The 25,131-nt window shown below is 64.8% G+C and carries 22 protein-coding genes; 15 read left to right on the forward strand and 7 right to left on the reverse strand.

Annotated features, from left to right (window positions below; translation table 11 throughout):
- Window positions 1-5: 5 nt before the first annotated feature.
- From H6718_13190 to H6718_13200, 3 genes are all read left to right on the forward strand, one after another.
- Entirely contained in the window at window positions 6-788 is a 783-nt protein-coding gene (locus tag H6718_13190) for a succinate dehydrogenase/fumarate reductase iron-sulfur subunit (protein MCB9586351.1), read from the forward strand.
- A 126-nt stretch (window positions 789-914) separates the two neighbouring features.
- Complete coding sequence (locus tag H6718_13195) at window positions 915-1,943, forward strand: alpha/beta hydrolase (protein MCB9586352.1); 1,029 nt, start codon at window positions 915-917, stop codon at window positions 1,941-1,943.
- Between the two features lie 80 nt (window positions 1,944-2,023).
- Window positions 2,024-2,377: a hypothetical protein gene (locus tag H6718_13200; protein MCB9586353.1), complete on the forward strand. Its 354-nt coding sequence runs from the start codon at window positions 2,024-2,026 to the stop codon at window positions 2,375-2,377.
- A gap of 7 nt (window positions 2,378-2,384) precedes the next feature.
- On the opposite strand, the gene H6718_13205 is transcribed toward H6718_13200, so the two are convergent.
- A complete protein-coding gene (locus tag H6718_13205) occupies window positions 2,385-3,716 on the reverse strand; it encodes a hypothetical protein (GenBank protein ID MCB9586354.1) in 1,332 nt (443 codons plus the stop codon).
- Window positions 3,717-3,790: 74 nt separating this feature from the next.
- Between H6718_13205 and H6718_13210 the strand changes: the two genes are divergently transcribed.
- Window positions 3,791-3,973, forward strand: a complete 183-nt coding sequence (locus tag H6718_13210) for a hypothetical protein (GenBank protein ID MCB9586355.1) — start codon at window positions 3,791-3,793, stop codon at window positions 3,971-3,973.
- A gap of 225 nt (window positions 3,974-4,198) precedes the next feature.
- Here the strand turns inward: H6718_13210 and H6718_13215 are convergent, their stop codons facing one another.
- On the reverse strand, window positions 4,199-5,545 hold the full coding sequence (locus H6718_13215; GenBank protein ID MCB9586356.1) for a hypothetical protein: 1,347 nt from the start codon (window positions 5,543-5,545) through the stop codon (window positions 4,199-4,201).
- A gap of 328 nt (window positions 5,546-5,873) precedes the next feature.
- Window positions 5,874-6,338, reverse strand: a complete 465-nt coding sequence (locus H6718_13220; GenBank protein MCB9586357.1) for a hypothetical protein — start codon at window positions 6,336-6,338, stop codon at window positions 5,874-5,876.
- A gap of 164 nt (window positions 6,339-6,502) precedes the next feature.
- Here H6718_13220 and H6718_13225 point away from each other — a divergent pair, with 164 nt between their 5' ends.
- From H6718_13225 to bcp, 3 genes are all read left to right on the forward strand, one after another.
- Window positions 6,503-7,414: a CAP domain-containing protein gene (locus H6718_13225; protein MCB9586358.1), complete on the forward strand. Its 912-nt coding sequence runs from the start codon at window positions 6,503-6,505 to the stop codon at window positions 7,412-7,414.
- Between the two features lie 226 nt (window positions 7,415-7,640).
- Complete coding sequence (locus H6718_13230; GenBank protein MCB9586359.1) at window positions 7,641-8,603, forward strand: serine/threonine protein kinase; 963 nt, start codon at window positions 7,641-7,643, stop codon at window positions 8,601-8,603.
- Window positions 8,604-8,717: 114 nt separating this feature from the next.
- Entirely contained in the window at window positions 8,718-9,512 is a 795-nt protein-coding gene (gene bcp, locus H6718_13235) for a thioredoxin-dependent thiol peroxidase (GenBank protein MCB9586360.1), read from the forward strand.
- Between the two features lie 52 nt (window positions 9,513-9,564).
- On the opposite strand, the gene H6718_13240 is transcribed toward bcp, so the two are convergent.
- Entirely contained in the window at window positions 9,565-10,359 is a 795-nt protein-coding gene (locus H6718_13240; GenBank protein MCB9586361.1) for an EAL domain-containing protein, read from the reverse strand.
- A 331-nt stretch (window positions 10,360-10,690) separates the two neighbouring features.
- On the opposite strand from H6718_13240, the gene H6718_13245 reads away from it, so the two are divergent.
- Window positions 10,691-11,701, forward strand: a complete 1,011-nt coding sequence (locus H6718_13245) for a hypothetical protein (protein MCB9586362.1) — start codon at window positions 10,691-10,693, stop codon at window positions 11,699-11,701.
- A 42-nt stretch (window positions 11,702-11,743) separates the two neighbouring features.
- On the opposite strand, the gene H6718_13250 is transcribed toward H6718_13245, so the two are convergent.
- On the reverse strand, window positions 11,744-11,989 hold the full coding sequence (locus H6718_13250; GenBank protein ID MCB9586363.1) for a hypothetical protein: 246 nt from the start codon (window positions 11,987-11,989) through the stop codon (window positions 11,744-11,746).
- Window positions 11,986-12,537 (reverse strand): hypothetical protein, encoded by a 552-nt coding sequence (locus tag H6718_13255; protein MCB9586364.1) that lies wholly within the window; start codon window positions 12,535-12,537, stop codon window positions 11,986-11,988. The genes H6718_13250 and H6718_13255 overlap by 4 nt, the downstream gene beginning before the upstream one ends.
- A 160-nt stretch (window positions 12,538-12,697) precedes the next feature.
- On the opposite strand from H6718_13255, the gene H6718_13260 reads away from it, so the two are divergent.
- Genes H6718_13260 through H6718_13270 form a run of 3 tightly spaced genes read left to right on the forward strand, consistent with a single transcriptional unit; the run spans window position 12,698 to window position 16,316 of the window.
- Window positions 12,698-13,354, forward strand: a complete 657-nt coding sequence (locus tag H6718_13260) for a hypothetical protein (GenBank protein ID MCB9586365.1) — start codon at window positions 12,698-12,700, stop codon at window positions 13,352-13,354.
- A 2-nt stretch (window positions 13,355-13,356) separates the two neighbouring features.
- A complete protein-coding gene (locus tag H6718_13265; protein MCB9586366.1) occupies window positions 13,357-14,118 on the forward strand; it encodes a DUF4159 domain-containing protein in 762 nt (253 codons plus the stop codon).
- The gene (locus H6718_13270; GenBank protein ID MCB9586367.1) at window positions 14,115-16,316 is read left to right on the forward strand and encodes a hypothetical protein; all 2,202 of its coding nucleotides are present in this window, start codon (window positions 14,115-14,117) and stop codon (window positions 16,314-16,316) included. The genes H6718_13265 and H6718_13270 overlap by 4 nt, the downstream gene beginning before the upstream one ends.
- Window positions 16,317-16,410: 94 nt before the next feature.
- Here the strand turns inward: H6718_13270 and H6718_13275 are convergent, their stop codons facing one another.
- The gene (locus H6718_13275; protein ID MCB9586368.1) at window positions 16,411-17,724 is read right to left on the reverse strand and encodes an inositol-3-phosphate synthase; all 1,314 of its coding nucleotides are present in this window, start codon (window positions 17,722-17,724) and stop codon (window positions 16,411-16,413) included.
- Between the two features lie 369 nt (window positions 17,725-18,093).
- Between H6718_13275 and H6718_13280 the strand changes: the two genes are divergently transcribed.
- The 4 genes from H6718_13280 (at window position 18,094) to H6718_13295 (ending at window position 25,075) form a co-directional block, all read left to right on the forward strand.
- Complete coding sequence (locus H6718_13280) at window positions 18,094-18,834, forward strand: phosphocholine cytidylyltransferase family protein (protein MCB9586369.1); 741 nt, start codon at window positions 18,094-18,096, stop codon at window positions 18,832-18,834.
- A gap of 675 nt (window positions 18,835-19,509) precedes the next feature.
- A complete protein-coding gene (hisC, locus tag H6718_13285; protein MCB9586370.1) occupies window positions 19,510-21,432 on the forward strand; it encodes a histidinol-phosphate transaminase in 1,923 nt (640 codons plus the stop codon).
- A gap of 115 nt (window positions 21,433-21,547) precedes the next feature.
- The gene (locus H6718_13290; GenBank protein MCB9586371.1) at window positions 21,548-22,483 is read left to right on the forward strand and encodes a CDP-alcohol phosphatidyltransferase family protein; all 936 of its coding nucleotides are present in this window, start codon (window positions 21,548-21,550) and stop codon (window positions 22,481-22,483) included.
- 135 nt (window positions 22,484-22,618) lie between these two features.
- Entirely contained in the window at window positions 22,619-25,075 is a 2,457-nt protein-coding gene (locus H6718_13295; protein MCB9586372.1) for a HEAT repeat domain-containing protein, read from the forward strand.
- Window positions 25,076-25,131: the final 56 nt, after the last annotated feature.

Below are 25,131 nucleotides of genomic sequence, written 5' to 3' on the forward strand. Positions count from 1 at the left end.
GAGAGATGGAAACGATCAACCTGAAGCTCCACGTCTGGCGCCAAAAGGGGCCGAACGATGCGGGCGGTTTCAAGGTCTACGAGGCCAAGGACATCAGCACTCACGCCTCCTTCCTGGAGATGCTCGACGTCGTGAACGAGCGGCTCCTCGAAAAGGGGGAAGAGCCCATCGCCTTCGACCACGACTGCCGTGAGGGCATTTGCGGGATGTGCGGCATGGTGATCAACGGCCGCCCCCACGGCCCGCAGAAGGAGACAACCACCTGCCAGCTCCACATGCGCCAGTTCAAGAACGGCGACGAGATCTGGATTGAGCCCTGGCGCGCCAAGGCGTTCCCCGTGGTGAAGGACCTAGTGGTCAACCGCTCCGCCTTCGACCGCATCATCCAATCCGGCGGCTACATTTCCGTGCGCACCGGTTCGGCTCGGGACGCCAACGAGATCCCCATCCGCAAAGAGGACGCAGACCTGGCGTTCGAGGCGGCCGCGTGCATCGGTTGTGGCGCGTGCGTCGCCGCGTGTCCCAACGCCTCCGCCTCGCTCTTCACCGCCGCCAAGATCGCGCACCTCGCGCTGGTCCCCCAAGGGCAGGCGGAACGCGAAGACCGCGTGCGCAAGATGGTCGCTCAGATGGACGCCGAGGGCTTCGGCCACTGCACCAACCACTATGAGTGTATGGCTGCCTGTCCCAAGAACATCGACGTCGACTTCATTGCCAAAATGAACCGCGATTTCTTGAAGTCGATGGCTACCGCGCGGAAAGATATCGCGAGTCGAGACAAGGACTGAAGTCACATCTTGCGGCGGCTGGCGCGGGCGGTTCGAGAGAGCCGCCCGCGTGCGTTTGTGCGGCGAGCGAAGGCGCCGGCGCTGCCGGGGCAATGGTCTGGCATGTGGTTTGCTCCGTGGTGAACCATGAACGAATTCATCAATACTCTGCTCGCGCCCGGGGAGGCGCGCAGCTCGCGCATCGTGAAGGCCTTGGAAATGCTGCTTGATCGGCGCTCGGGCCCTGAACTCCCGATGCCCTTCGATGCGGCTCGCCGGGTGCGAGACCTGGGGGACTTGGGGCAGGTCTGCACGTACGAGGATCTCAGCGGGGCAGGTTGTCCCATGCTGCTGGTCCATTCAGTCAACGCAGCTGCCTGTGCGAAGGAGATGCAGCCGCTCTTTGAGCGGTTCCGCGGGGAACGACCGGTGGTTGCGGTCGACCTGCCAGGTTTTGGCGCCTCGAAGCTCAGTTCGAGGCCTGAGCGCAGCACCTACCAGCGCGCGCTGAGCGAGCTCCTGGTCGAGCTCCATGAGCGCTTCGGCAAGCCCGTTGACGTGGTGGCGTCTTCGCTCGGTGCGGAGTTCGCGGCCGTCGCCATCTCGCGTCACCAAGCCTGCGTGCGCTCATTCTGGATGCTCTCACCCACGGGCTTTGCCCGCGAGAATCAGGTGGAGAGACTCGGCGCCGAGCGCATCGCAGAGCGCCGAGAGCGCTTGGACAATCCGCTCATCGGGCGCTCATTGTTTCGCTTGCTGCGGACACGCCCAGTGCTGCGCTACTTCCTCTCGAAGAGCACCGCGGAGCGGCCCGACCCTGAGCTCGAGCGCTACATGGCGAAGAGCGCCGCGCAGCCCGGCGCGCACCGCGCGCCGCTGGCCTTCCTGGCTGGCGCATTGTTCGAGCCCAACGTCCGTTCCCGTTACTACGCACGGATCGCCGTCCCGACGTGGATCTTCTATGGAGACGACCCCTACACGAGCTTCGATGACGTGCTGGCGTTCGTGGGTGCGAACAGCTCGGCCTCCGCCGAGCGGCTACCCGGCGCCAAGGGCCTAATCCAGTTCGACGCAACCGAGCACTGCATCGAGACGATGCGACGCGAGCTCTCCGAGCTGGATCGCTTCGAAGCGCGCTGTGAGATCGCGAACGACGTCCAGACTGGGTGGAACTGATGCGCGGCGTGAGCCACGGTGCGGCGCGCCTCGCACTGAGGCGGGTTGCGCCGAGCCTGCTCTCGCGTGACCCTTGGCGTATGGGTTGGCGTAGGTTTGCGTTTGGTGGCGCTGTAGTGCTCGCCGTGGCGTGTAGCAGTGAGAGCGGTCCGGGGCCCGAGCACGACGCAGGAGCGGACGTGACCACGGGTGGTGCGACAGCAGGGGGCACCGGTGGCACCTTGGGCGTGGGGGGCACCGGGGCGACCTCAACTGGGGGCTCCGCCAGCGGTGGCAGTGCCAACGGTGGAACGGGCGGCGACGACGGCTGCTTGCCCGAGTGTTTCGCTCCCACCCGGTGCGTGAAGCTATGCGGAGACGTCCCAGAGGACTACGGGTGTTGCCCGTGTCCCCAGGGATACGTCGACGTGTTGACTTGCCCCGACGCCGGGTGAGCTGCCCTCAGTGCGGCGTGCCGCTGCAGTCGAACAGCACGTTGATCTTGGCAGCGTCGTCAGCCTGGACCATGGAGCAAGCATCCGGGCACAAGAGGATGTGGTCGTCCTCGATGTAGAAAGCGTCGGACGTGCACGCGTCCGCGCCTGACACTTGGGTGTACCGCTGCTCGGCTCCACCTCCGCCTGGGGTATAGCCGACCACGATGCTGTCCAGATCGATCGCTTCTCCCTCGGGAGCTGCTGGGATAGCGAACTCGCAAGAAACCTTCGAGGTGATGACGACTCCCTGGGCGATCGCCTGGAAGATCGCGTCGAAGGAGGCGTTCTCACAACTGGGGTAGCGCAGGGCTCCGGTCATGATGCTTAGCTGTTGATACCCGGTGCCTGGCCCTGCGGAACCATCTGTGCAGCGTGCGTCCTGAATGGGTGCCGATGGAAGCCAGGGATCGGTTTCGGGTGTGTTCCCCTTCAGGCCGATGATGCTGTAAAATTGGTAGTTTCGCTCGCCCTGGGGATCGCCAAACATCTCAGGAGAGAGGGTTCGAAGAGCCAGGTCGAACTTGTCGCCGACTGTGGTTCCGCCGGCGATGTCGTCGTGATCATCAAAGCTCTTGCCCACCGACGACGAGCTGCAAGAGACGCCATCGTCACTGACTTCCACGAAGATCTTGAACGAATCCTGCCGCAACCACTGCTCCCAGCCGTTGGGCGCCAGATCGAATTCGTCGCCTCGACGAAACGTATCGAGGATCTTGCACAGGGAGTCGTGGCTACCGATCCCCCTGCTGTAGTGAAAGAACTTGGAGGAGTTGACGGGCTCTGTCGGGGGAGGGGTGCAGCCGCCCGCTGGAATTCCGCTCAACGGGGCCTCGATGCAGACCGACTCGGTCCAGAGCCGTCCATGTTTGGAGAGCATGATCACCCGGTAGTCGAGATCCGAAGCCTCCATGATGTTCGCGAAGTTCACGTTGATGTTGTTCTGCACGGCCTCGATCTCGCCACCCATCGTTCCTGAATTGTCGATGACGAAGATGATGTCGATTGGCTTCTTGCGTCGTGTCGCCTCGGATGTTCGGCTCTCGCAGGCGCTGTCTTCGGTGAGCGCGCCATCGCCAGCAGCGTCCACACCGATGCCACCTCCATTCCCGCCCTCGCCAGGGTGACTTGCGTCGCTGCCGTTTGCACTGCCCCTACTCTCCGTGCCCGCGGTGCCGCTAGAGCCAGTCTGGGCGTCTTGGGGCCCTCCACTGCACGCAGCGAACACCAGTGTCGTCGCTGCCGCAGCGACGGAAACGCGGGTCAGAGTTCGGGCTCGGGGATCGGAACGGTGGAGCATGTCACCTCTATCGGGTTGGGGCACCCGAGCCATGGGCGAGGACTCGTGGATGCCGTGGGCACCTCCAAGCTGACATGGCGAAAGCGAAACCGCGCCCCAAAAGCCTCGCGCTGGCCGCAGCAGTGCTGAATCGCGAAGCCTTGCCAAGCTCAAGCTCCGTTCGTCTCTGCTCTGCGCGCGCGGAAGTGGCTCCTTATCTGGAATTTCTGTGCGGATTCTTCTTGAAGCAGACTGTCTTGCAACTTCGTGTCATGTGACACCGAGGGGGGTATGACACAGAGCGCGCGGGCCGCTGGTGCGTTCGATGGCGTCCGCAGAGAGCCAGACGAAATCCAGTCCACGTCTGAGCGGAATCCAGTCGACGCTTCGCTGCCTTTGCTGCTGGGGGGCCGCCCGCCTGGCATCAAACGCAGAGCGACGAGCGGGTCGAAACCGGCTCGTCGCTCATTTGCCAGTTGGCTGGCTGTTTGCCGCTCTGGGAGTCAGTGCGGGATGCCGCTGTTGCAACCGAAGAGGATGCCGACCTTCGCTGCGTCGTCGGCCTGGACCACGGTGCAGGTGTCCGGGCAGAGGAAGATGCGGTCGTTCTCGATGTAGAACGAGTCCGCGGCGCATGAAGCAGCGTTTGGCACCTGGCTGTAGCGCTGCTCGGCGCCTCCGCTGCCAGGGGTGTAGCTCACGACCACGGTCTCCAGGTCGATCGTCTCGCCCTCCGGGGGCTCCGGGATGTCGAACTCACACGCGACCTTGGAGCCCGCAATGACGCCGTCGGCGATCGCGAGGAAGATCGAGTCGAACGATGCGTTCTCACAGCTTGGGTAGCGCAGTGCTTCCGTCAGGATGCTGAGCTGCTGATAGCCTGTGCCTTGCCCTGCGGAACCAGGGCTGCAGCGCGTGTCTTGAATCGGGGAGGTAGGTTGCCAGGGGTCGGTTGCAGGTGAGTTCTGCGCCAAGCCCACGATGCTATAGAAGCGGTAGTTCTTTTCCCCATCTGGGGCCCCGAACATCTCGGGGGAGAGGGTGCGCAGGGCGGTGTCGAAGGCGGTGCCAACCGTCGTGCCACCCGCCACGCTATCACCGTCGTTGAAGTTGTCGCCCGTGACAGCCGACGTGCAGTTGACACCGTCGTCGCTGATCTCGACGAACATCTTGAACGAATCCGCGCGGAGCCATTGCTCCCAGCCGCTCGGCGCCAGGTTGAACTCGTCCGCCTTGCGGAACGTGTCGAGGATCTTGCAGAGCGAATTGTGGCTCGAGATCTCTTCGCTGTAATGGAAGAACGTCGCGGTGTTCGACGGTTGCGCTGGCGGCGGCGAACAGCCGCCAGCTGGGATACCGCTCAGCGGTGCTTCGACGCAGATCGACTGACCGCTGCTGAAGCTGCCGTGGCGCGCCAACATGATCACGCGGTAGTCGATGCCTGAGTTGCCGATGATGTTGGCGAAGTTGACGTTGATGTTGTTCTGAACGGCTTCGATTTCGCCGCCCATACTGCCCGAGTTGTCGATCACGATGATGATGTCGACTGGCTTCTTGACCAACGTGGCCTCAGCCGACTGACTCTCGCAGGCGCTGTCTTCGTTGAGGGCACCGTCATTCGACGAGGCGTCGATGTTGAAGCCGGCGCCGTTGCCGCCGTTTCCAACGGCGGCGGTTCCGCCGCTGGCGCTCGCATCGTTGTCCGTGCCCGCGCTACCACCGAAGTTCACCTGGCCGCCGGCGGTGTTGCTGTCACCGCCGCCGCAGGCAGCGAACATGAGCGTGGTGGCGGCCGCGGCGACCGTAAGTGAAGTCAGCGACCGAATGCGGAGAGCGGAATGGCGAGTCATGACACCTCGTCGGGGATGGGGCTCGTGCTGCGGCAAGGCCGCACGCGCGCTGGGATCAAGCTCACGTAGCCTAACATGGGCACGCGGATTGGCTCGCTCGTATCCACGGTGAAAAGCACCGCCGTTTCGTCACGCGTCTCGCGATGCGGGTTTCACGCATTACCGGGCGGTATTCCCGTGGCTGAATGCAGAACCGAGTGCTACGCACGGGGGGCGAGCCACCCACGCGTGGGTTGGCCACCACAGTCATCCATCGAGCGGTTGGTACAAACGCGAAACGCCGACAGCCAGCCTGGCTGTCGGCGTTCGACGCGAAGTTCGAATCGAATCAGGTCGCGGCGACGGGCAGGATGGGAGCCCACTCGAGGCGCTCGAGGAGCGAGTCCTCGACGATCAGGCCGCGGTCGCTGAAGTAGAGCGCGTTGGCCTCCTCTGAGTCACGTCGCTCGCCGACGAAGATGATTCCCTGGCCCTTGCTGTTGTAGCCCAGCTGGACGATCGCGTTCTTGAGCCAGCGACCACCACCGTCGAGCTCGATGGATTCGGGTAGGGTGTAGAAGCCTTCAGGCGGAAGCGCCTTAAGCGTCTTCGCCCAAGTTGGGGACCGCAGCGGCGTGGTGGGCTCGCCCCAGAACCAGCGGTTGTTGTCATTGCGACCCGGTTTCACGATGAACTTCATGCCACCGTTTTCGGGTTGCCCCAGGTAGACCAGGACCCCCGCAGGGAACTCCTCTTCGTGTCCCGGGTAAGCCTGAGTGGTGCGATAAAGTCCGGGATCCGGCAGATCAAGCATGCGTCAGCGTCTTTCTGGCTAGTCCGCCACAGCCGGGCGGGGTTTATGGGGCAAATCTGGGCGCGGAATGTAACTCAGATGCGTTGGCGCACAAGGTCGGAGGTCTGAACCGAGCGGTTTGTCGTCGAAGCTTGGCCTCTCCGTTGCTAGTTCTAAGGGACTACATGCGTCGCTGGATCCTTGCTCCCCTGTTCGTGGTCGGCCTGGCCGGCTGTGGCCCCCGCAACACCAATCCCGAGCCGCCGCCACTCGAGCGCCCTACGGGGCCCCTGAACGCCGAGCAAGCCGAACGCTACGTGGTCGACCTGGTGAACCGTCACCGGGCTGCTCATGGTCTGGATCCGGTGGAGTGGGACGAGACGGCTGCCAAGGCTGCTCGCCGACACGCGGCTGACATGACAAGGGTGGGATACACCGCGCATTGGGGTAGCGACGGGTCGGTTCCAGAGCAGCGCTATTCGGAGGCTGGGGGAGCGCACCTTGTACAGGAGAACGCCGCCTGCTTTTTCGATGGGACGCCGCGAGAGTTGGATCCGAACCCGATGTTCGATCCATTGCAGCTCGAGCGGATCGAGAACGCGTTCTACGACGAGCAGCCGCCCAACGATGGGCACCGCACCAATATCCTCAAGCGCTGGCATAACGGGCTTGGTGTGGGACTGGCGAAGCCAGTGGGGGTCGAGCAGCCCTGCATGGCTCAGGAGTTCACCGACAAGTACGTCGACCTCGAGACGTTGCCCACCCAGGCGACGCGCGGACAGCTGATTCGCGTTGCGGGCGAGATCAAGCCGCCGGTGGAGTTCGGGGGCGTGGGACTTGGCCGCATTGACCCAGCGCGCCCGAAGTCTGCGGCGGAGTTAAACCAGACCTCGACCTATGCGATGCCGGCTCCGGACACGCTCTACGCCCCTGAAGGCTTCGTTACTCCCAAGCCGGTCAAGGTGAATGGCGCCAAGTTCGAGATCGAAATTCCGCTTGGAAAAACTCCAGGGCGCTACATGGTCAGTGTCTGGGGGCGCTACCCAGATCAGAAAGACCTCGGGATGATTAGCCTCCGCAGCATCACCGTGCGCTAGCCGAATCGGTGAAGCAGTCGCGTTGCGGCCCCGACCGGGCTGGCTGAACACGCGGCACTCAGCGCTACGAGGTCGGTACAGGGGGCGCGGTCGTGACTCCGGCGACGATATGCGCTCAGGGGAGCCTCTCGGCGACGTGTGGGGCACCCTCACCCCCAAACCCGGGCAATTGAGCACGGGACGCTTTCACTCCGGCGTTGGCTTGGCTAGAAGCGAAGGGTGGGGGATGACTGAGCGCATCGGAGAACTCATAGCTGATCGCTACCAGCTCACCTCAGAGCTTGGCCGCGGCGGCTCCAGCGTGGTGTACCGCGCCTTCGATGCTCAAGAGCATCGCGAGGTCGCGGTCAAGGTGCTGCACGAGAGCTTTGCTGGCCGTGAGGACTTCGGCGTGCGCATGGTGCGCGAGTTCCGCGCGATGCGTCTGCTGGCAGGCACGGCCGCAGTTCAAGCCTACGGGCTGTGTGCGAGTCTCCAAGGCGCGCTGTGTCTCGTGATGGAGCTGCTCGAGGGCAAGGACCTGGATGATCACCTGCTGCGGCCGGAGGCACGCGGGCGGGGTGTCTCCGTGTCGGAGCTCTTGACCCTGCTGCACCCGATCATCACCACGCTCGAACGTGGGCATGAGCTGGGCATCGTCCACCGCGATTTGAAGCCCGGCAATGTGTTCGTGCTCGCACGAAGTTGGCAGGGCGAGGCGTCTGGGGAGTACCAAACCCGGGGCCAGGAACTCAGCAGTCGAGTGCGCCTGCTCGACTACGGCTTCTGCCACGCATCCGATACTCGTTCCATCACACCCCACGGAACCGTGTTGGGCTCGCCGAGCTACATTGCGCCCGAGGTCTGGCGAGGTCGCGCGGGCGCGCCGGATCCGGCAATCGATATCTACTCGCTGGGTGCGATCGTGTTCCGCTTGCTGGCGGGACGGGTGCCGTTCGAGGCGGATAGCCTCAGGCGAAAGCTGGAGCTGGTGTGCACTGGCGAGCGACCCAGCCTGCATGCGCTGCGGCCCGATTTGCCCGTGGAGATCGACGACTGGGTGCAGCAGGTGTTGGCGATCCAGCCGAAACACCGCTTCAGTCGCGTTGGCGCGCTCTGGGCGGCGCTCCAGGAGGCGCTCGGCGAGCGCTACGACGCCAAGCGCGGCGGTGTGCTGAGCGAGCCGCCCGACGAAGCCCACAGCGGCTGACGGCGAGTCCGCACAACGCTTCTGTAACCATCACAATTCGCCACCCGCTGCCCCAAGCTTTGGGTAAGTTCTCGATGCGTCTCGCGACGGGGCGCCTTCTGAATGGAGTGGAGCATGGCGGCAAAGCGAAGCAACGCGAAGAGCACCGGTCCCGTAAAAAAATCCCCAGGGAAAAAAGCGAGCAAACCCGCTGCGAAGAAGGCAGCCAAGAAGGCGAGCAAGCCCGCTGCGAAGAAGGCAAGCAAGCCCGCTGCGAAGAAGGCAGCCAAGAAGGCGAGCAAGCCCGCTGCGAAGAAGGCAGCCAAGAAGGCGAGCAAACCCGCTGCGAAGAAGGCAGCCAAGAAGGCGAGCAAGCCCGCTGCGAAGCAGGCAGCGCAGCCCGCGAAGGCAGCAGCCAAGCCTGCGAAGAAGGCGGAAGCTCCGGCGCAGGTCGCTCCGCCTGCCGCCGCAGGGCTTGCGGTGGGCGACCAGGCGCCGAGTTTCGAGCTACCTGATCAGGACGGAAACACGCTTACATCCGCCAGCCTGGTGGGGGCGCCCTACATCATCTACTTCTACCCCAAGGACGACACGCCGGGCTGCACCAAGGAGGCATGCGGTTTCCAAGCGGAAAAGCCTGCTTTCGAGAGCGCCGGAGTGAGAGTGATCGGCGTCAGTCCCGATAGCCCGGCGAGCCACACCAAGTTTCGCGCGAAGTACGGTCTCGAGTTCACGTTGCTGTCCGATGCAGACAAGCAGCTGGCCGAGGCCTATGGCGTCTGGGTGATGAAACAGAACTACGGGCGCCAGTACATGGGGATCCAGCGCAGCACATTCCTCGTGGATGCTGCTGGCAAGGTTGCCCGGTCGTGGCGCAACGTGAAGGTGAACGGCCACGTCGAAGCCGTGCTCGGCGCTTCGCAGGCTTAGTCGCTTGGGGGCACGGTGAGCCTGAGAACTTGCAGGCTCGCCGCGCCGCCGCTCAGGGCTCCGGTGGCCAGGCGACGCGCGGCATGGGGAAGCCGGGGCGAGCAAACAAGTAGCCCTGGCCATAGTGAGCGCCGGTGTCCCTCGAAGCCACGAATTCGCTGTAGGTCTCGATCCCCTCAGCGACGACCACTGACCCGAGATCCACGCACAACCTCACCACGCTCTTCACCAGCTGTTGCTGGCGGCGGCTCTGGTCGATGCCTTCGATCAAACCGCGGTCTAGCTTCACCACCCGCGGCTCGAGGTCCGCGATGCGCTTCAGGTTCGAGTACCCCGCCCCGAGATCGTCGACCACCAAATGAATGCCGCCCCGGGAGCGCACCTCGTTGAGCACGCTGCGGCACAGCTCGAAGTGGGTCATCGGCACGCTCTCAGTGATTTCCACGTAGATGTCGTGGTCGTGGATGAAGATCGGATCGTCCGGACGGACCAGCCAGCTCTCGTTGAGTTCGCTCGGGTGCACGTTCACGAAGAGTGGGATCCCGCTACACAGGGGCACGGCGATCTCGCGGATCATGCGTCCAAGACGCCCGGAGCAGCCCGTGTCGACGGCACGCTCGAAGAGCATGGCAGGGTTGGCGAAGGTCGGAACGGAGCAGCGGACGAGGGCCTCGTAGGCGAAGAGCGCGCCGTCATCCAGGTTGATGATCGGCTGAAAAACGACGCTCAAGTCGTCCGCCTGGACCATGTTGTCCAATGCGACCATCGAGTCACGCCGACGGAATGTGCCTCCCGGGGGCGCGTTCGGCGCGTCGGAGAGAATGTTCGTGTGCGGTGTGTACTTCACGGTGGTTCCGTCCGCGCTGGGGAGGGGAGCCGGCGGGCAATCTCCAAGTTTAGCACCAACGCCCGCTCGCTGGAGACTGAGACCGCCCGCCCCCTCAAATGCCTGGCCATTGTTGCGGCATTTGCCCGGGGGATCCGCTGACCGCAGCCCATCGTCTCCCCACCCAAAGTCGCCGCCTGCCCGCTTGAACGACGGGTGCGCGGAACTTTCGGGGTGTCAGCGTTTCTGGAGCTGACTACTAGTGGCTGCAGGATTCGAGCTCGCGAGGAACGCTTCGCTGGCTCGAGTGATCGGGAGGACGGCGATGAAGTTGCGTGAGCGGAACCGGAGCGTGTCGAAGACTGGAGCCAGGCGAGCCAGAGTTTGCTCGAGTCGCTGGGGCGCGGCGCTCTTGATCGGCGCGAGCGCGCTTTGGGTGTTGCCACTCACCGGCTGCGAGAACACCGCCAAGACCAGTGTGACCAAGGCGACACCCCATGTGACCCGCTTGGTAAAGACTGCGACCGACGACATTCAGGAGCTCGAGCGCGGGCTGCCGAAGGGCGCAGAAGCGCTCGGCCAAGAGTTGTTTCCCCAGGAAAAGAAACCTGAGGCGGAGCCCGCTGCTGAAGCGTCAGCCTCCCCCCCAAATCCAGCGTCTCCCTCCAATCCAGCTGCCGGCAAGAAGTCGCCGCTCGGAGATCCTCAAGAGCTCAAGCGCATCATCGAGCAGGTGCGCGCCAAGGACGCCGATTTGCGAGTCGCCAAGTCCACCTTCTTCGCGCTGGCAGATCCGTCGGGAAAGGTGCTGCGTAACGATCAGCAGCAAGACTTGATGGCAGGTAAGTCGCTCTTCGAGAGCTACCCACAGCTCAAGACTGCTCTCACCACCAAGGAACCCTACGTGCGAACCCGCGGCAGCATGCCTGAGGCGAGCGGCATCCGCGGCCGCGATGACGCCCAGCTGGTGCTCGCGAGCCCGGTGCGTGAAGCGGGCAAAGCAGAGGGCGAGGTGAAGGCGCTCTACGTGTCGGGCTGGTCCTGGACCAGCTATTGCTACCGCCTGGAGAACGCGCTCAAGGGCTGGCATCAAGATGAGCGCGGCGAAGAAAACGGGAAGCCGGGCAAGATGCCCGTAGCCTACGTTTTTGCTGTCGTCGGCGATCAGGTCTACGGCGCGCCAGAAGCACCCCAGGTGAACATCGACACCGTCAAGGGGCTCAAGGTGCTGGACCACACCTCGGGCGATAACGTGTTCTCCAAGGAGCTCGAGATCACGGATCGCGCGTTTGGACTGGTGGCTCAGCGCGCACCAGCGTTTGGTGATGATGTCGCGATCGTGATCCTGCGCAGTGAAACTTGAGCTGCGGCGAAACTTGAGCGGCAGTGAAACGTGAGCTGCGGCTCAGGCGCTTTCGTCTTCGTACTCGTCAGCGATCGCTCGCAGATCACGCTTCTTGAGGGGCTCGTCGGGGCCAAGTCGCCCGAGGCGGTGCAAGCCGTAGAGCATCACGAGCAGTGCGCCAACGGTGAGCCAAGCGCCCACGGCTTGAGAAGCTGTCACGCTGAGCGCGATTCCAAGCAACGTGAGGGAGGCGCCAATGGCGAGTACACGCCGTTCGGGGGCTGGAGTCGGGGCGTCCGTGCTCACGGCCACTTCTCGGCGCGGGCGCGGACCAAGAAGTCACGCACATCCCGCTTGAGCTTGTTCTCCGCGGTAATGGTCGTCTCTTCGTGCTCGGTGCCGACCTGGTCGTCGTAGAGGTACGAGTCGTCCTTGAGCACCAAGATGCGCGCGTCCGCTTCGTCGCCCATGCCGCGCGCGAGCACCAAGGCGTCGCTGTCGGAGTCCACTTGAGGCAGCACGCTGGCGATCTTGCTGCGTTCTTGGGCGTTCGTGTACGCCACGCCGAATTTGTGCCCGGCGACGCTCACGTCGACTTCGAGCTCCAGACCTTCGGCGAGCGCCATCATTCGCCCAGCGGCGGGGCCATCTCCGTGGTCCCGCATCGTGGTGGCGATCAGCTGAACCGCGCGGCGCTCGTCCAGGGGACGCATCTTGTTCGGCGCCCGGGGAGGCTCGCCGCCGCAGCCGAGGGTGAGGGTCGCGCCGGCGAGCAAGAGCAAGAGCCCGCGCCGACCGAGCCAGTTCTTGGGGAGACGCGCCGGGGAGTGGCGCTTCTGAGCACTAAGCGTCATGTCGCTCACGCTAGCGGACGTCGCTCGCCTTGGCCAGGTCACAAGCCAAGCGCCCGGGCTCGACACCGAGATGCCATTGGGAGGTACTCTACGGCGGAAAAGCGCGCTATCACCGGTACCCGTGAGGCGTGTAACCACTCTTGCCCACCGTCTGAGTCGCGTGACCCTTCGGGTTTGGGGGGTGAGGCGCGCCGTGATCCAGCCCGTGCTGCGCACTGCAGGTGCCGCGGCGCTGCTGCTTGGCTGCACCGGTGAGGCTTTGCCGGACCCGCGCGTGGCAGCCCAGGCCTACGCCGACGCGGCTCAGCGCGGCGACGACGCCGCTATCTACGGCATGCTTTCGAAGGAAGCCCAGGCGACTTACGGACGCGAAGGCACGAAGAAGCTGGTCAAAGACGCGAAGGCCGAGCTCGCCCAGAGTGGGAAGTCACTGGCGTCGCCCAGCACGCAAATCGAAGCGCGCGCCACCGTGCGCTTCACCGACGGCGAGGACGCGGTGTTGGCGATTGAAGACGGCGACTTTCGCGTCACGGCGGCGCTGGCGTTGCCGAGCGGTGCCCGCACGCCAGCACAGGCGCTGGGTGAGCTCCGCGCCGCTCTGGCGAGGCGCAGCTACGCGGCCCTGATGCAGGTGCTGAGCGCAGAAACGCGCGCCGCGGTCGAGCGCGACCTGGCGGCTCTGGTTCAGGGCCTCGAGCACCCCGACAGCCTCGACATCCGCGTGGACGGGGACAAGGCCAGCGTGACGCTTCCGGGAGGACACAGCGTTTCGCTGGAGCGAGAAGAAGGCGTGTGGAGGGTCGAAGACTTTCGGTGAGCATGCAGCGCTTCTCTCGCAGGCATGCCCTTGCCGGCCTAGCTGCCGTGCTGTGCGCCTCGCGCGCCACAGCGTTTGGTCAAGCTGGCGCGTTTCAAGCGCGCTTGCTGAAAACTGGCGGCATCGAACCGTCAGGACCTCGGCTGAGCGGTCCCGAGCGCTGGGGTTGGGAGCTCGTGCGCCGCACCAGCGCCCCGGGCCGCTTGGTCACGAAGCTGGTCGCGGCTGACGACCCAGCTCTGTTCGATGAACCCTTCGTGATGTGGTGCGGAGAGAAGCCGCCGCCGCCGCTCTCAGGGCCTGAGCGGCGCGGCCTCTTGCAGTTCATCCACCTCGGCGGCGTGCTCCTGATTGACGACTGGGACCCGCAGAGCGGCGCCTTCACCAAAGCTATCCGTGCGGAACTGGAAGGCCTGTTGCCCGAGTCGCCGATCGTAGCGCTGCCACCGGAGCATGTGCTCTTCAAGACGTACTACATCGTTGACCGCCCCTATGGCCGCTTGGAAGGCCCCAAGACGGTGGAAGCGATCGTGCGTGGCGGCTACGCCCAGGTGCTGCTCCTGCAGCACGATATTCTGGGAGCGCTGGCCCGCACGCGGTCTGGTGGTTGGGCACTGGGCGTTGAGCCAGGTGGCTTTCTGCAGCGCGAATATGCGATTCGCTTGGCCGTCAATATCGCGATGTACGTCTTGTGCTCGGACTACAAAGACGACCAAGTGCACGTCGCTTGGCTGATTCGTCGTGGCGCCGCCGTGAGGCCATGAACGCGTCCTGGGCATTCTCCGACGACCTGCCCCAGGGCGTGATCTGGATCGCGCTCGTGCTGGGCCTTGGCGCGCTCGGCTTACTCTTGTTCGAGCTCCGGCGGCGCGAGCGCTGGGGCGCCGGGATCTTCCTCACCGGCTTGGTCGCCGTGCTGTTGCTGCTCGCCGCGACCCTGCGCCCGGTGCGCGTGGTGAGCCGTGGCAGTGTCGTCGGGCCGCGCGTCGTGGTGCTGGTGGACGACTCCCGGCGCCTCGAGCTGAAGGACGGTGAACAGAGCCGTCGTGATGCCGCCCTGAAAGCCGTGGAGCAGGTGAAGCAGCGCTTCTCCGATGCGCGCATCAGCGTGCTCGGATTTGGGGAGGGACCACCGCGTACCCTCGATCCTCAGAGCGCAGAGGAGAAACTCGGTCACAAGAGCTCGAGCGATCTGGTGGAGGCGCTGAGTAGCCTGGGTGATGAGACCGGCGAGCGACCGCGCGCTATCGTACTCTTGAGCGATGGGCGGCTCAGTCGCCCCGAGTCTGGAGCAGAGCGCGAGGCGCTCGAGCTCGCTTGGCGAGGGCTCGGGGTACCAGTGCACACGGTGCGTGTCTCAGAGAAGCCGCCCCGCGATGCAAGTATCCGTGCGGTAAAGACTGCGGGCGCGGCGGTCGCTCATCAGCCTCTGGCGCTCACCATCGACATTGGCTGCGATGGCGGCCTCGCGTGCGGTGACGTACCGATCACGGTAAAGGAGCTCCGACAAGGGGTGGAGCCTGCACTGCTCGCGAGCGGCGTCGCCCAGGTCAAGGACGGCAAGGCCACCGTCGAGCTCAAAGTGACGCTCGATCGCGCTGGGGACCGTATCTTGGAGGTGGCGATCACGCCGCCGAGCGCTGATACGATTCCAGCGAACAACCGCCGTTTGCTCAGCCTGAACGTCGCACGCGAGCGTATTCGCTTGCTCCACGTGGCGGGGCGCCCGACGTACGACGTTCGCGCGCTGCGTATGTGGCTGAAGAGCGATGAGTCCGTGGACGTGGTTGCCTTCTTCATCCTGCGCACTGAGGAAGATGACACTCAAACTCAGAGCGACGACGAACTGGCGTTGATCCCGTTTCCGGTCGACGAGCTGTTCATGTCGCTGCCGAGCTTCGATGCAATCGTGCTTCAGGACATCGACGCCGTACGCTACGGCATCAACCCGCACCTCGGTCGTTTGGCATCCTACGTGGAGTCCGGAGGTGGCTTGATCATGGTGGGGGGAGTCGCGTCGTTCGCCGCCGGGGGCTATGCGTCGACCGCAATCGGCCGGGTACTCCCCATCGAGCTCAACGACTCCGGTCAGCCGTTGGATACGGAAGACTTCGTGCCCCGCTACACCCGCGCGGGTAAGGCGGCGCCCATCGTCTCAGGCTTGCGCGACCTGTTCGGTGATGACTTGCCGAGCATGCCGGGGACCAACGTCGTCGGCGGCCCGCGTAAGGGCTCCGTGGTGATCTGGGAGCATCCGTCTCTTACCGCAGGGAAAGACCCGATGCCCGTGCTCTCCCTCGGCGAGTACGGCGACGGCCGCACCATTGCGCTGACGGTGGACGGAACCCACCGCCTGGGCTTTGGGCAGCTCGCCACCCGCGCAGCGGGCCGCGGCTACGGCGCCCTCTGGGACGGCTTGCTCGGTTGGTTGATGCGCGAACCGCGTTACGAGTCGGCGCGCCTCGAGATTGTCGGCGGAGCCTGTGTTGCAGGACGTCCCACGAAGCTGAAGCTCTCGACCCTGCCGGGTAACCCGGGACCGGTGAGTCTCGAGCTCGCGCCGCTCGGTACCAGCAAGGCAGCGGTCATCGAGCGGAAGGCACAGCTCGGCGACGAAGGAGTCGTAGAGATCGATGTTGGTACGCTCGAGGCGGGCGGCTACGTCGCGCGCGCCCGAGTGGGGGATGCGCCGGCGACGCGCCAAGACTTCGCCTGCGAAGAGGGCGGGGAAGCCTGGGCCGACTCACGGCCCGATCCCGCGCGGATGAAGGCCATCGCCGAAGTGACGGGCGGCACATCGGTTCCCCTTGGGCGCATCCAAGACCTGCCTCGGGCCGAGGCCACGCGCCTGGCGACCGAGCGTCACGTCTCGGCGTGGCTACCAGCGTGGCTGTGGTCGCTGCTGGCCGCGGTGGGCCTCGGTGTGCACTGGCTGGTCCGCCGCCGCAGCGGGCTCGTCTAACGATCCTCCCTGTGCTCGAAAGCGAACGGCCCGCGCTCGTCGGTGGAAACACCGTTCGAGCAGCGGGCCGTCTTTGGCTACCGAGCAGCAGGGATCAGTCGTAGTACTCGTTGCCCAGGTGGGTGATCAGCTCTTCGCCCATCATCCAGCGTAGGGTGTTCTTGAGCTTCATCGACTGGATGAAGAGATCGTGCTCTGGATACAGCCCGTCCGGGGTGATCGGGCTCTTGAAGTAGAAGCTGAGCCACTCCTGAATACCGCGGAACTTGGCGCGCTTGGCCAGATCCATGAACAACGCGAGGTCGAGCACGATCGGTGCCGCGAGGATCGAGTCACGGCAGAGGAAGTCGACCTTGATCTGCATCGGGTAGCCGAGCCAGCCGGTGATGTCCAGGTTGTCCCAACCCTCCTTCGCGTCGCCGCGGGGCGGGTAATAGTTGATGCGGACCTTGTGGTAGACGTTTCCGTAAAGCTCCGGGTACAGCTCGGGCTGGAGGATGTGCTCGAGCACGCCGAGCTTCGAGACCTCCTTGGTCTTGAAGTTGTCCGGATCATCCAAGACCTCGCCGTCGCGGTTGCCGAGGATATTGGTCGAGAACCAGCCCTGGAGGCCGATCATCCGCGCCTTCAGACCCGGAGCCAGGATGGTCTTCATCAGGGTCTGTCCCGTCTTGAAGTCCTTCCCGCTGATCGGGGTGCCGGTTTCCTTCGCGAGATCGTAGGCCGCGTTGAAGTCGTTGCTCAGGTTCGGGGCACCGTTCGCGTAAGGCACGCCTTCCTTGAGGCAAGCCCAGGCGTAGATCATCGAGGCGGAGATCCCCGGGTCGTTGTTCTTCAGCCCTTCTTCGAACGCCGCGATGGTCTGGTGCACCGGCCCGGCTTCGATGTAGGTCTCGGTGGAGCCACACCAAACAGCGACTGCGCGATCGCAACCGAGGGCTTTCATTGCCTCGCGGATATCCTTACGCAGCTCTTCGACCATCTCCGCCTTGGTCGGTGCCGACTTGATGTGCGTGCCGTGGAGGCGCTTGACATACTCGGGGTAGAACACCGCCTTCATCGGCTTGATTGCGTCCAGCTCCTCGCGGATCGGATCCAGGTGTTTCGCGCTTAGCACCTCCGCGTTGACCGCGGACTCATAAGCGGTGTCTGGGAATAGGTCCCAGCCCGCGAACTCCAGCTGGTCGAGTGCTGCCAGCGGCGCGAAGTCCTTGATCCGCGGGGTGCGGTTGTCCGTGCGCTTACCGAGGCGAATGGTTCCCAGCTGGGTCAGCGACCCGAGGGGCTGGGCGAGGCCCTTGCGCGCCAGCAGGCAGCCAGCAATGAAAGTGGTTGCGACGGCTCCCATGCCGGGCAGGAGGACCAGCAACTTGCCGGCGGGCTTGGTGATATTCTCAGGCTGTTTCATTGAATGCTCTCTGCGATCAGTTGGCGGCGCTGCACTAGCACGAGCCGTCGGATGGCCCAGCGTGCGCTGGGGCAAATGAGAAAGGGGCCCAGCTCAGGCTGGGGTGTGGGGCGGAGGCTTCATAGGCGCCGAAGCCGCCCGGCGGTAGTAGGCAACCGAGCAACGCCTTGCTAGCGCTGCGAGCGGCCCCGCGTACCACGAAGTTTGGGTTCCGTCCCGCACCGCGACGTTGCTGGCTCCCTCGACTCACGCTCACCCCAAAGCAACAAGCGTTCCCGGGCGCCGTCCCGCGGGAAAGGAGCGGACGTTTCTGGCAGCGATCGACGTTCAGGCTAGGCCCCCGCGGACGCCTTGGGCTACGCATTCGCCATGGAAAACAGCCAACCAGCCGTAGAACCCACGCGGTGCGCAGTCATCTTGGTCGCGGGTGTCGGTTCCCGACTACGGCCGCTCACCGATGACCGGCCGAAGGCGCTGGTGGAGGTCCAAGGTGAGACCATTCTACATCGCGCTGTGCGCCTGTTGATACAGTACGGAATCACACGTCTCGTGTTGGCTACCGGGTATCGCGAAGACGCAGTGCGCGCTGCGCTCGAGGGGGTTGGGGCAGAGGTGGTGTACTGCCCGAACCCTCGCTTCGATTCCACGCAGAATTCCGTCTCTTTGGCGCTCTGCGCAGATGCAGTGGGAGAACGCAGCTTTTTCAAGCTGGATGGGGATGTGATTTTCCAGCCCGAGCTGTTGCCCCGCCTGGACGCGAGCACGGCCGAGCTAGCGGTCGGAGTGGATGCGGGCCGTAAGTTGGATGAGGAAGCGATGAAGGTCGTCGTGCGGAACCAGCGCCGCATTGAGACCTTCGGCAAGGGGGTTTCCATCGAGGAATCCGCCGGGGAGAGCATTGGCATCGAGCGTGTTTCCGGGCGGCTTTCCAGAAAGCTGTTCGGCGCCCTGTCTACCTCTGCCGAAGACCTCTACTACGAGGACGTTTACGCGCAGCTGATCAACTCCGGCTCGCTGCAGGCCGAAGCCGTCGACGTTTCCGATTTGCCGTGGACCGAAATCGATACCTTCGAGGACCTCGAACAAGCGCGCGTGCTGCTGGGCGCTTGACCGCGCGGCGACTGTTTCAAGGCGAAACATAGGGTTCTCCGTGCGTCAGCGGCACGACGAGCGAGTCACGGGTGTGAGTCAGAGGCACGCTGCAGGGTGGCGCTGCGAAGTCGCGCACCCAGCGTCGTCGCGGGTGTGTAGGAGCTTGCTGCGTTGCTTCCACGCGCGCAGCGAGGACAGTCGAGCGCGCAGAGGTCGCTGAAGGTCACTCGCGGTGCGTAGTGCCTGACGCACCTTGAGACTGGCACTCGGCTTGCTCATAGCTCTTTCAGCCGACCTCCAATCTTTCAACGGCGACCGCTCCACCACCCGCAACTCTCCGTTAGGTGGGGCTTTTGGGAGCACATCCGACTCCACGGTGGGTGACGCAGCCCGCCAAGTCAGGGTGTGCCTCTGGTGCAACACTGTGCCTGCGAACCACACGCCCCACCCAGGTAACTCCGCGAAGTCGAAAAGGATTTGGCCAACTGACGCAGCGCGTGTTACCTCCGCGCCGCAAAACTGTGCCCGGACGGTCAATCTCTCTGAGTTGTCCGTAGGCCACTCGAGACGCCCAGCGTCTCAGTCCCAACCGGTCCCCAAGTCCAAGCCGTGGCGACGCCGCCTGATGCCGCAAAGCCCACTCTTCGCCTGCTTCTCCCTTCAGATTTTGCTTGAGCCGAAAGCGAGCCTCTCATGACCGATCAGCGTCCCACTCGTGCCATCATCCTCGCCGCTGGTACCGGATCCCGTTTGGGTGAAGATGGTGACTCCACGCCGAAGCCGATCCGCAAGGTAGCGGGCGTGCCGCTCCTGGTTCGTGTCCTGCGAACGCTGCAAGGCGAGGGGATCCGCGAGGCAGTGATCGTCTTGGGTCACGAGGGCGACGCGATTCGCCAGGTGCTGAATGCGGAACCGAGCCTCGCGCTGACGTTGCGCTTCGTCGAAAACCGCGACTTCCTCAAGAAGAACGGCGTCTCGCTGCTGGCGGCGAAGCACTGGGTCGATCAGCCCTGCGTGCTGTCGATGTCCGATCACCTGTACTCACCCGAGCTGGTGCGTCGTCTGCTCAGCGCGGAGCTCCCCGAGGGCGCGTGTGCTCTCGGCGTCGACTACGACATCGAGCGCTGCTTCGATTTGGATGACGCCACCAAGGTGCGGCGCTCGAACGGACGCATCGTCAACATCGGCAAGGAGCTTGAGAGCTACGACTGCCTCGACACCGGTGTCTTCCGCATTGGGCCCGCGCTGATCGCCGAGCTGGAGCGCGTGTACGAAGCTTGGGGCGACGCCTCGCTGAGCGATGGCGTGCTCGCGCTTGCTCAGCGCGGTGAGTTCTTTGCGTCCGACGTTGGCGACGCCCGTTGGATCGACGTCGACACGCCGGAGATGCTGGCCAAGGCCGAGACCATGATTCACGTGTTCGGCGATCACCTCGGTGATGAGCCAGGCACGGGCCGTCTTCCGATGGTCGACCCGGAGGCGATGGAGCTGTTTGCGCCTAGCTGGGTGCGCGCCGCCAAGCCCTACAACGAGGACCACTTCGCGATCGCTGATCGCGGCGACGTGCAGCGCATGATGAGCAACGAGAGCCCGTTTGCTCCCAGCCCCCGCGTCTTGCAGGCGATCATCGAAGCCGCAACTCGCGGCAACTTGTACCCCGCTGGCGCGCCGCAGCTGCGCGCCCGGCTCGGGGAGCGCGAAGGCTTCACCGGGGAAAACGTGATCCTGGGCGCGGGCTCCACGGAGCTGATCGACGTCGTCATCCGTACCTTCGTCGCTCCCGGCGAGGAAGTGCTCCTCAGCGTGCCCACTTTCAGCATGTACGAGGCGCGCTGTCGCGCCGTGGGTGGCATTCCGATCCTCGTCAACATGACCGCCGAGCGCGAGCACGATGTCTCGTCTCTAATCCGCGCGGTAACGGAGCGTACGAAAGTCGTCTTCCTCTGCACCCCGAACAATCCCACCGGTAACCGCATTCCGGAGAGTGAGCTGCGCCGCATCCTGCGCCTCGGCCTGCCGACGGTGATCGACGAGGCTTACGTTGAGTGTGGCGATGGCGCGACCTACGCGTCCTTGCTCCACGAGTTCCCCAACGCCATCGTGCTGCGCACCTTCTCCAAGGCCTATGGGCTCGCTGGAATGCGCCTTGGCTACGCCATCGGGCACCAAGCGCTGGTGCGTTTGCTGAGCCGGGTCAAGGTGCCCTGGAACATCCCGGTGCTCACTCTGGCGGCTGCCCACGCTGCTTTGGAGGATGAGGCTGAGCACAACGCGCGCGTTGCCGAACTCAAGGCTGGGCGCGACGTGCTGGTCCGTGAGATCTCGCGTATCCCGGGGCTCACCGGGATCCCCAGCGAAGGCAACTTCGTCCTGGTGGACATCTCGAGCACCGCCTGGGGCGCGGATGAGTTGGTCGCTGCGCTGCTGGACCACGGGATCCTCATTCGCTCCCTGGGTTCGCACCACGAGACCCGCCGCTACGTACGCATCAGCGTCGGCACCGCCGAGCAGAACGCCCGTTGTATCGCCGCCTTTGAGCGCGTGATGATTGGCCACCTCGCTGCCACGCCGCTGGCGCCAGCCTACCAAGGTGTGGTGGTCGGGGACGCTGAGTAAGCTCGGTTCGCAAACTAGCTGGCGCGCAGTCTGAGCTCCAACCAGAGGAGCCTGGCGCGCACCAGTCGTATCCGTAAGGAAAGGGGGCGGTCCATTGGGCCGCTCTTCGCGTAGTATGGGTTTCTGGGCCGGCTATTGGAGCAGCCTCAAGTCGCGGGACATCGAAGAGCCCATCGACGTCTGGGTGCATCGTCCTTTGGCCTACCTGATCGCCCGGGCGGCGTTTCCTACGCCCATCTCTCCGAACTTCATCACGCTGGTCTCGATCCTGTTCGGCATCGCCACCGGGGTGTGTTTCCTTTGGCCGTTCGCGTACCACGTGCAGCTGGGGGGCGTGTTCCTTTTCTGGTCCGCGGTTTGGGACTGCGCTGACGGTCAGCTCGCGCGCATGCGCGGAACCGCTTCGACCTTTGGCCGCATGCTCGATGGCGTTGCCGACCTGGTTGTCAGCATCTGCGGCATGGGCGGCGCCGTGGTCTTGATGCTTCAGGACTATCACGACCCCTGGTGGTACGGCGTGATCGTGGTCGTGCTGGGGCTCTTGACCATCTACACGGGCTCCAGCCACACCGCGACCTACGACATGTACAAGAACGTGTTCTTGCGCATGACCAAGCCGGGCTACCAAGAGGCGGAAGATTGGTCCGCTGCGAAGGCCCGTCACGACGCCGACCCGCCTACGGGCTGGGTGGGGCGCCTCGCCTGGTACCTCTACCTCTTCTACTTGAAAGAGCAGCGCTCGCGCCTCGTGAGCTTCGACCCGGAGCTCGCGAACTTCAGTCAGTTCCCGCCGTATTCGGAGGAGCTTGCCGCGCGGTACCGCGAACTTGCGCTGCCTATGATGCGACTCTGGCGCGGTTGGTTCGGCTTCGGTTCGTTGGTGTTCGCGGTGAGCCTGTTCTGCTGGTTCGATGCCGTGGCGGTGTACATCGTGCTGCGTCTGGTTGGGCTCAATGCGTTCTACTTCCTCTACATGCGTCCCCGACAGCGCCGCCTCACGCGGCAGCTGATCGAGCTTGGGGTCTTGCCGGCGCGCGCCGAAGCTGCGTGAGCGCGGCCCTCGCCCCCGCGGCCCGGTTTCGGCCGGGGCGCGCGCGCCTCGGATGCGCAGTTTCCCGTGTAAATCGCTGCTTTCCACGGTGGCCGTCGTGTTCCGGCGGCTGGGCTCTGGTAGGCTCTGCGGCGTATGAGGAGTCGGCTCACCCGTCTCGCCGCTGTTGCGGGCCTTGGCCTTCTGCTCTGGGCTCGTCCGGAGCCAGCCGGCGCTTTTGTCTGGCCCAACACCGCGGAGCGTGTGGAGCAAGACCTGGAGAAGCCGGAGCTCGCCCTGCGCCGACGTGCGGCGACCCGACTGCTCGAGCTCCCCGACGCCGTGGGGAGACGTCTCACGCTCAAGGCGCTCAAAGACGAAGACAACGAAGTGCGCTTGCTGGCTGCTCAGGCTGCGTTGGAGCTGGAGCCCAAAGGTGCGGGTGAGCTCGTCGCTGGGTGGCTGAACGACGCGGAGAAGCGCGTGCGCCTCGTGGCTTGCGAGGTGCTCGCGATCTCTCCCTCCAAGAACGCCATCATGCCGCTTGGGCGCGTGCTGGGTGATCCGGATCCGGGGGTGAGGGTAGCCGCTGCTCGCGCCCTGGGTGCTTCCGCAGAGAAAGACGCCGTGATGCCCTTGCTTGGGCACCTGGACGACAAGCACCCCGACGTTCGCGAGGCAGTGATCGAAGCGTTGACGGAGCTGGGGGACGCGCGCGCCGTCGCACCGATCATCGGCAAGATCCAGGACAGCCGTGGACCAGTGCGAATAGCTGCGGCGGGTGCTCTTGGACGCTTTGGGGACAAGCGCGCGGTGAGCGCGTTGATCCTCGCCTTGAGGGACACGGAGCGCGAGGTACGCATCAAGGCGCTGGAGTCGCTCGGGGCGCTCAAGGCGCAGGACGCGACCCTCGCCATCGTGGAGGCCCTGTTGGATCAGCAAGACGTGCGAGTCGCCGCGGTCAACGCGCTGTCGCGAGTCGGGGGCGAGCGCGCGTTGGACGCGTTGATGGACCAGCTCGCCCAGAGCGCCGATCAGCGCAGCGTGATTCAGGCTCTCGCGCGTATGGGGGATGCCGCGACCGCCAAGCTCGTCCAATGCCTAACGGGACAGACCAACCGGACGCTGACGAATGGCTGTGCAGCGGCCTTGGTCGAGAGCAAAGGCGCCAAGAGCGATCAGGTGATCGTCGACGCGCTTCGCAGGGGCGTGGTCGATGCGCGTGTGGGCATGCTCGGGTTGGCTGAGCTCAAGAGTCCGCTGGGTTTGCCAGTCGTGTTGGCGTTCCTATCCGACGACGAACCCGTGGTGCGCCGGGCCGCGATTGATGCAGCGGGCAAGCTCCTGGATCCTGGCAAGCCTGATGGTCGTGCCGTGGGTCCGATCCGCGAAGCGCTGCAGGCAGCGCGGGATCACAAGCACGAGCGCCGCGCCCTGGTCGCGCTACTTGGACGCACCGGCTCCGCTCGAGCGGCACAAGTGCTGCTGCCCCTCGCGCGTAAGTCGGACGACTTGGGCTTGCGCGTGGCGGCGATCGAGAGCCTCGGGATGCTTGGTCCGGCCAAAGCGGACAGCGTACTGATCGACGCCCTGAGGGATGAGCACGGCTCCGTCCGCCTCGCCTCCGCGGTGGCGTTGAGTCGTGTTGCCTCAGGGAAAAGCGCTTCTAAGCTGCTTGAACAGTTCGACAAGGGCGCCGAGCAGGATCGCGGCGCCCTCGCGTTGGCTCTCGGAGGGGCGCTCGAGCACACCAAGGACGCACGAGTGCTCGAACGGGCCTTCTCCACCTTAGCGCGGACCCGGGGAGCGGAGCGCGACGCGCTGCTCGAGGCGCTAGGGCGGAACACATTGCCGAACACCACGCAGCGCCTCGTCAAGCTCACCCGAGGCGCCGCCGCGGTGGATCGGGCGAAACTGGCAGAGGTACTCAGCCGGCACCCAAAGGCTCGGCAGGCGTTGCTAGAGCTGGCGAAGGACCCGGATGCAGCGGTGAGAGCCAACGCCGTTTGGTCCCTGGGTGGCGTCGCAGAGAGCGGAGACGCCGGCGCGGTGTGGAAGGCCGTAGCGGATTCGGATCCCGCGGTGGCCGCGAACGCCACGGCTGCCTACGCCCGTCTGGCCAAGCGCACGAAGAGCGACGCCAAGCCGAAGCTGTGCGGCGTGCTCAGCGATGCGCGCGCCTATGTGAGGGCCAACGCGCTGGCCGGGCTGCGCCTGCTCGGGCAGCGCTGCCCAGGCGAGCCTGAGCGCGCGCTACTGCGAGACGACGCCTCGGACGTGGTCCGCTCCAAGGCTGCAAACCTGCTCTACGATGTCCAACCGTCCGCGGAAGATCGTCGCGCGCTGGTGCTCTGCGAGAGCAGCGATCCGAGCAGTCAGGTCGCCGTTGCCTGTGAGGAAGCGGCAGAGCCCATCCCGTCGACAGAGGAGCCGGTGACGGTGTTCGTGGTGCCCCTGGGGCAAACGAAACCGGCGGCACGCGCGCCCTTCACCCTGATCCGCGCGGATGGCCTGCTGAGGACGGGCCTGAGCGATCGACGAGGCGCCGTCCACGAGTTCGCCGCGCCTCGGGGCTACATCGAGCTTGGCGTCCCCGTCGCGCTCGTGAAGTGAGCAGCGGCCGTAGCGCGCGGTGTTGCTGGTTCGCGCTTGAGCGCGTGGTGTTGCTG

The sequence above is a fragment of the Polyangiaceae bacterium genome (assembly GCA_020633205.1).
Lineage (GTDB): Bacteria > Myxococcota_A > Polyangia > Polyangiales > Polyangiaceae > JAHBVY01.

Bases quoted from the DNA above. Each gene is read 5' to 3' on its own strand.
- H6718_13190 (MCB9586351.1), top strand. From the start codon at position 6: ATGGAAACGATCAACCTGAAGCTCCACGTCTGGCGCCAAAAGGGGCCG.
- H6718_13195 (MCB9586352.1), top strand. From the start codon at position 915: ATGAACGAATTCATCAATACTCTGCTCGCGCCCGGGGAGGCGCGCAGC.
- H6718_13200 (MCB9586353.1), top strand. From the start codon at position 2,024: ATGGGTTGGCGTAGGTTTGCGTTTGGTGGCGCTGTAGTGCTCGCCGTG.
- H6718_13205 (MCB9586354.1), bottom strand. From the start codon at position 3,716: ATGCTCCACCGTTCCGATCCCCGAGCCCGAACTCTGACCCGCGTTTCC.
- H6718_13210 (MCB9586355.1), top strand. From the start codon at position 3,791: ATGGCGAAAGCGAAACCGCGCCCCAAAAGCCTCGCGCTGGCCGCAGCA.
- H6718_13215 (MCB9586356.1), bottom strand. From the start codon at position 5,545: ATGACTCGCCATTCCGCTCTCCGCATTCGGTCGCTGACTTCACTTACG.
- H6718_13220 (MCB9586357.1), bottom strand. From the start codon at position 6,338: ATGCTTGATCTGCCGGATCCCGGACTTTATCGCACCACTCAGGCTTAC.
- H6718_13225 (MCB9586358.1), top strand. From the start codon at position 6,503: ATGCGTCGCTGGATCCTTGCTCCCCTGTTCGTGGTCGGCCTGGCCGGC.
- H6718_13230 (MCB9586359.1), top strand. From the start codon at position 7,641: ATGACTGAGCGCATCGGAGAACTCATAGCTGATCGCTACCAGCTCACC.
- bcp (MCB9586360.1), top strand. From the start codon at position 8,718: ATGGCGGCAAAGCGAAGCAACGCGAAGAGCACCGGTCCCGTAAAAAAA.
- H6718_13255 (MCB9586364.1), bottom strand. From the start codon at position 12,537: ATGACGCTTAGTGCTCAGAAGCGCCACTCCCCGGCGCGTCTCCCCAAG.
- H6718_13265 (MCB9586366.1), top strand. From the start codon at position 13,357: ATGCAGCGCTTCTCTCGCAGGCATGCCCTTGCCGGCCTAGCTGCCGTG.
- H6718_13270 (MCB9586367.1), top strand. From the start codon at position 14,115: ATGAACGCGTCCTGGGCATTCTCCGACGACCTGCCCCAGGGCGTGATC.
- H6718_13275 (MCB9586368.1), bottom strand. From the start codon at position 17,724: ATGAAACAGCCTGAGAATATCACCAAGCCCGCCGGCAAGTTGCTGGTC.
- H6718_13280 (MCB9586369.1), top strand. From the start codon at position 18,094: ATGGAAAACAGCCAACCAGCCGTAGAACCCACGCGGTGCGCAGTCATC.
- hisC (MCB9586370.1), top strand. From the start codon at position 19,510: ATGACCGATCAGCGTCCCACTCGTGCCATCATCCTCGCCGCTGGTACC.
- H6718_13290 (MCB9586371.1), top strand. From the start codon at position 21,548: ATGGGTTTCTGGGCCGGCTATTGGAGCAGCCTCAAGTCGCGGGACATC.
- H6718_13295 (MCB9586372.1), top strand. From the start codon at position 22,619: ATGAGGAGTCGGCTCACCCGTCTCGCCGCTGTTGCGGGCCTTGGCCTT.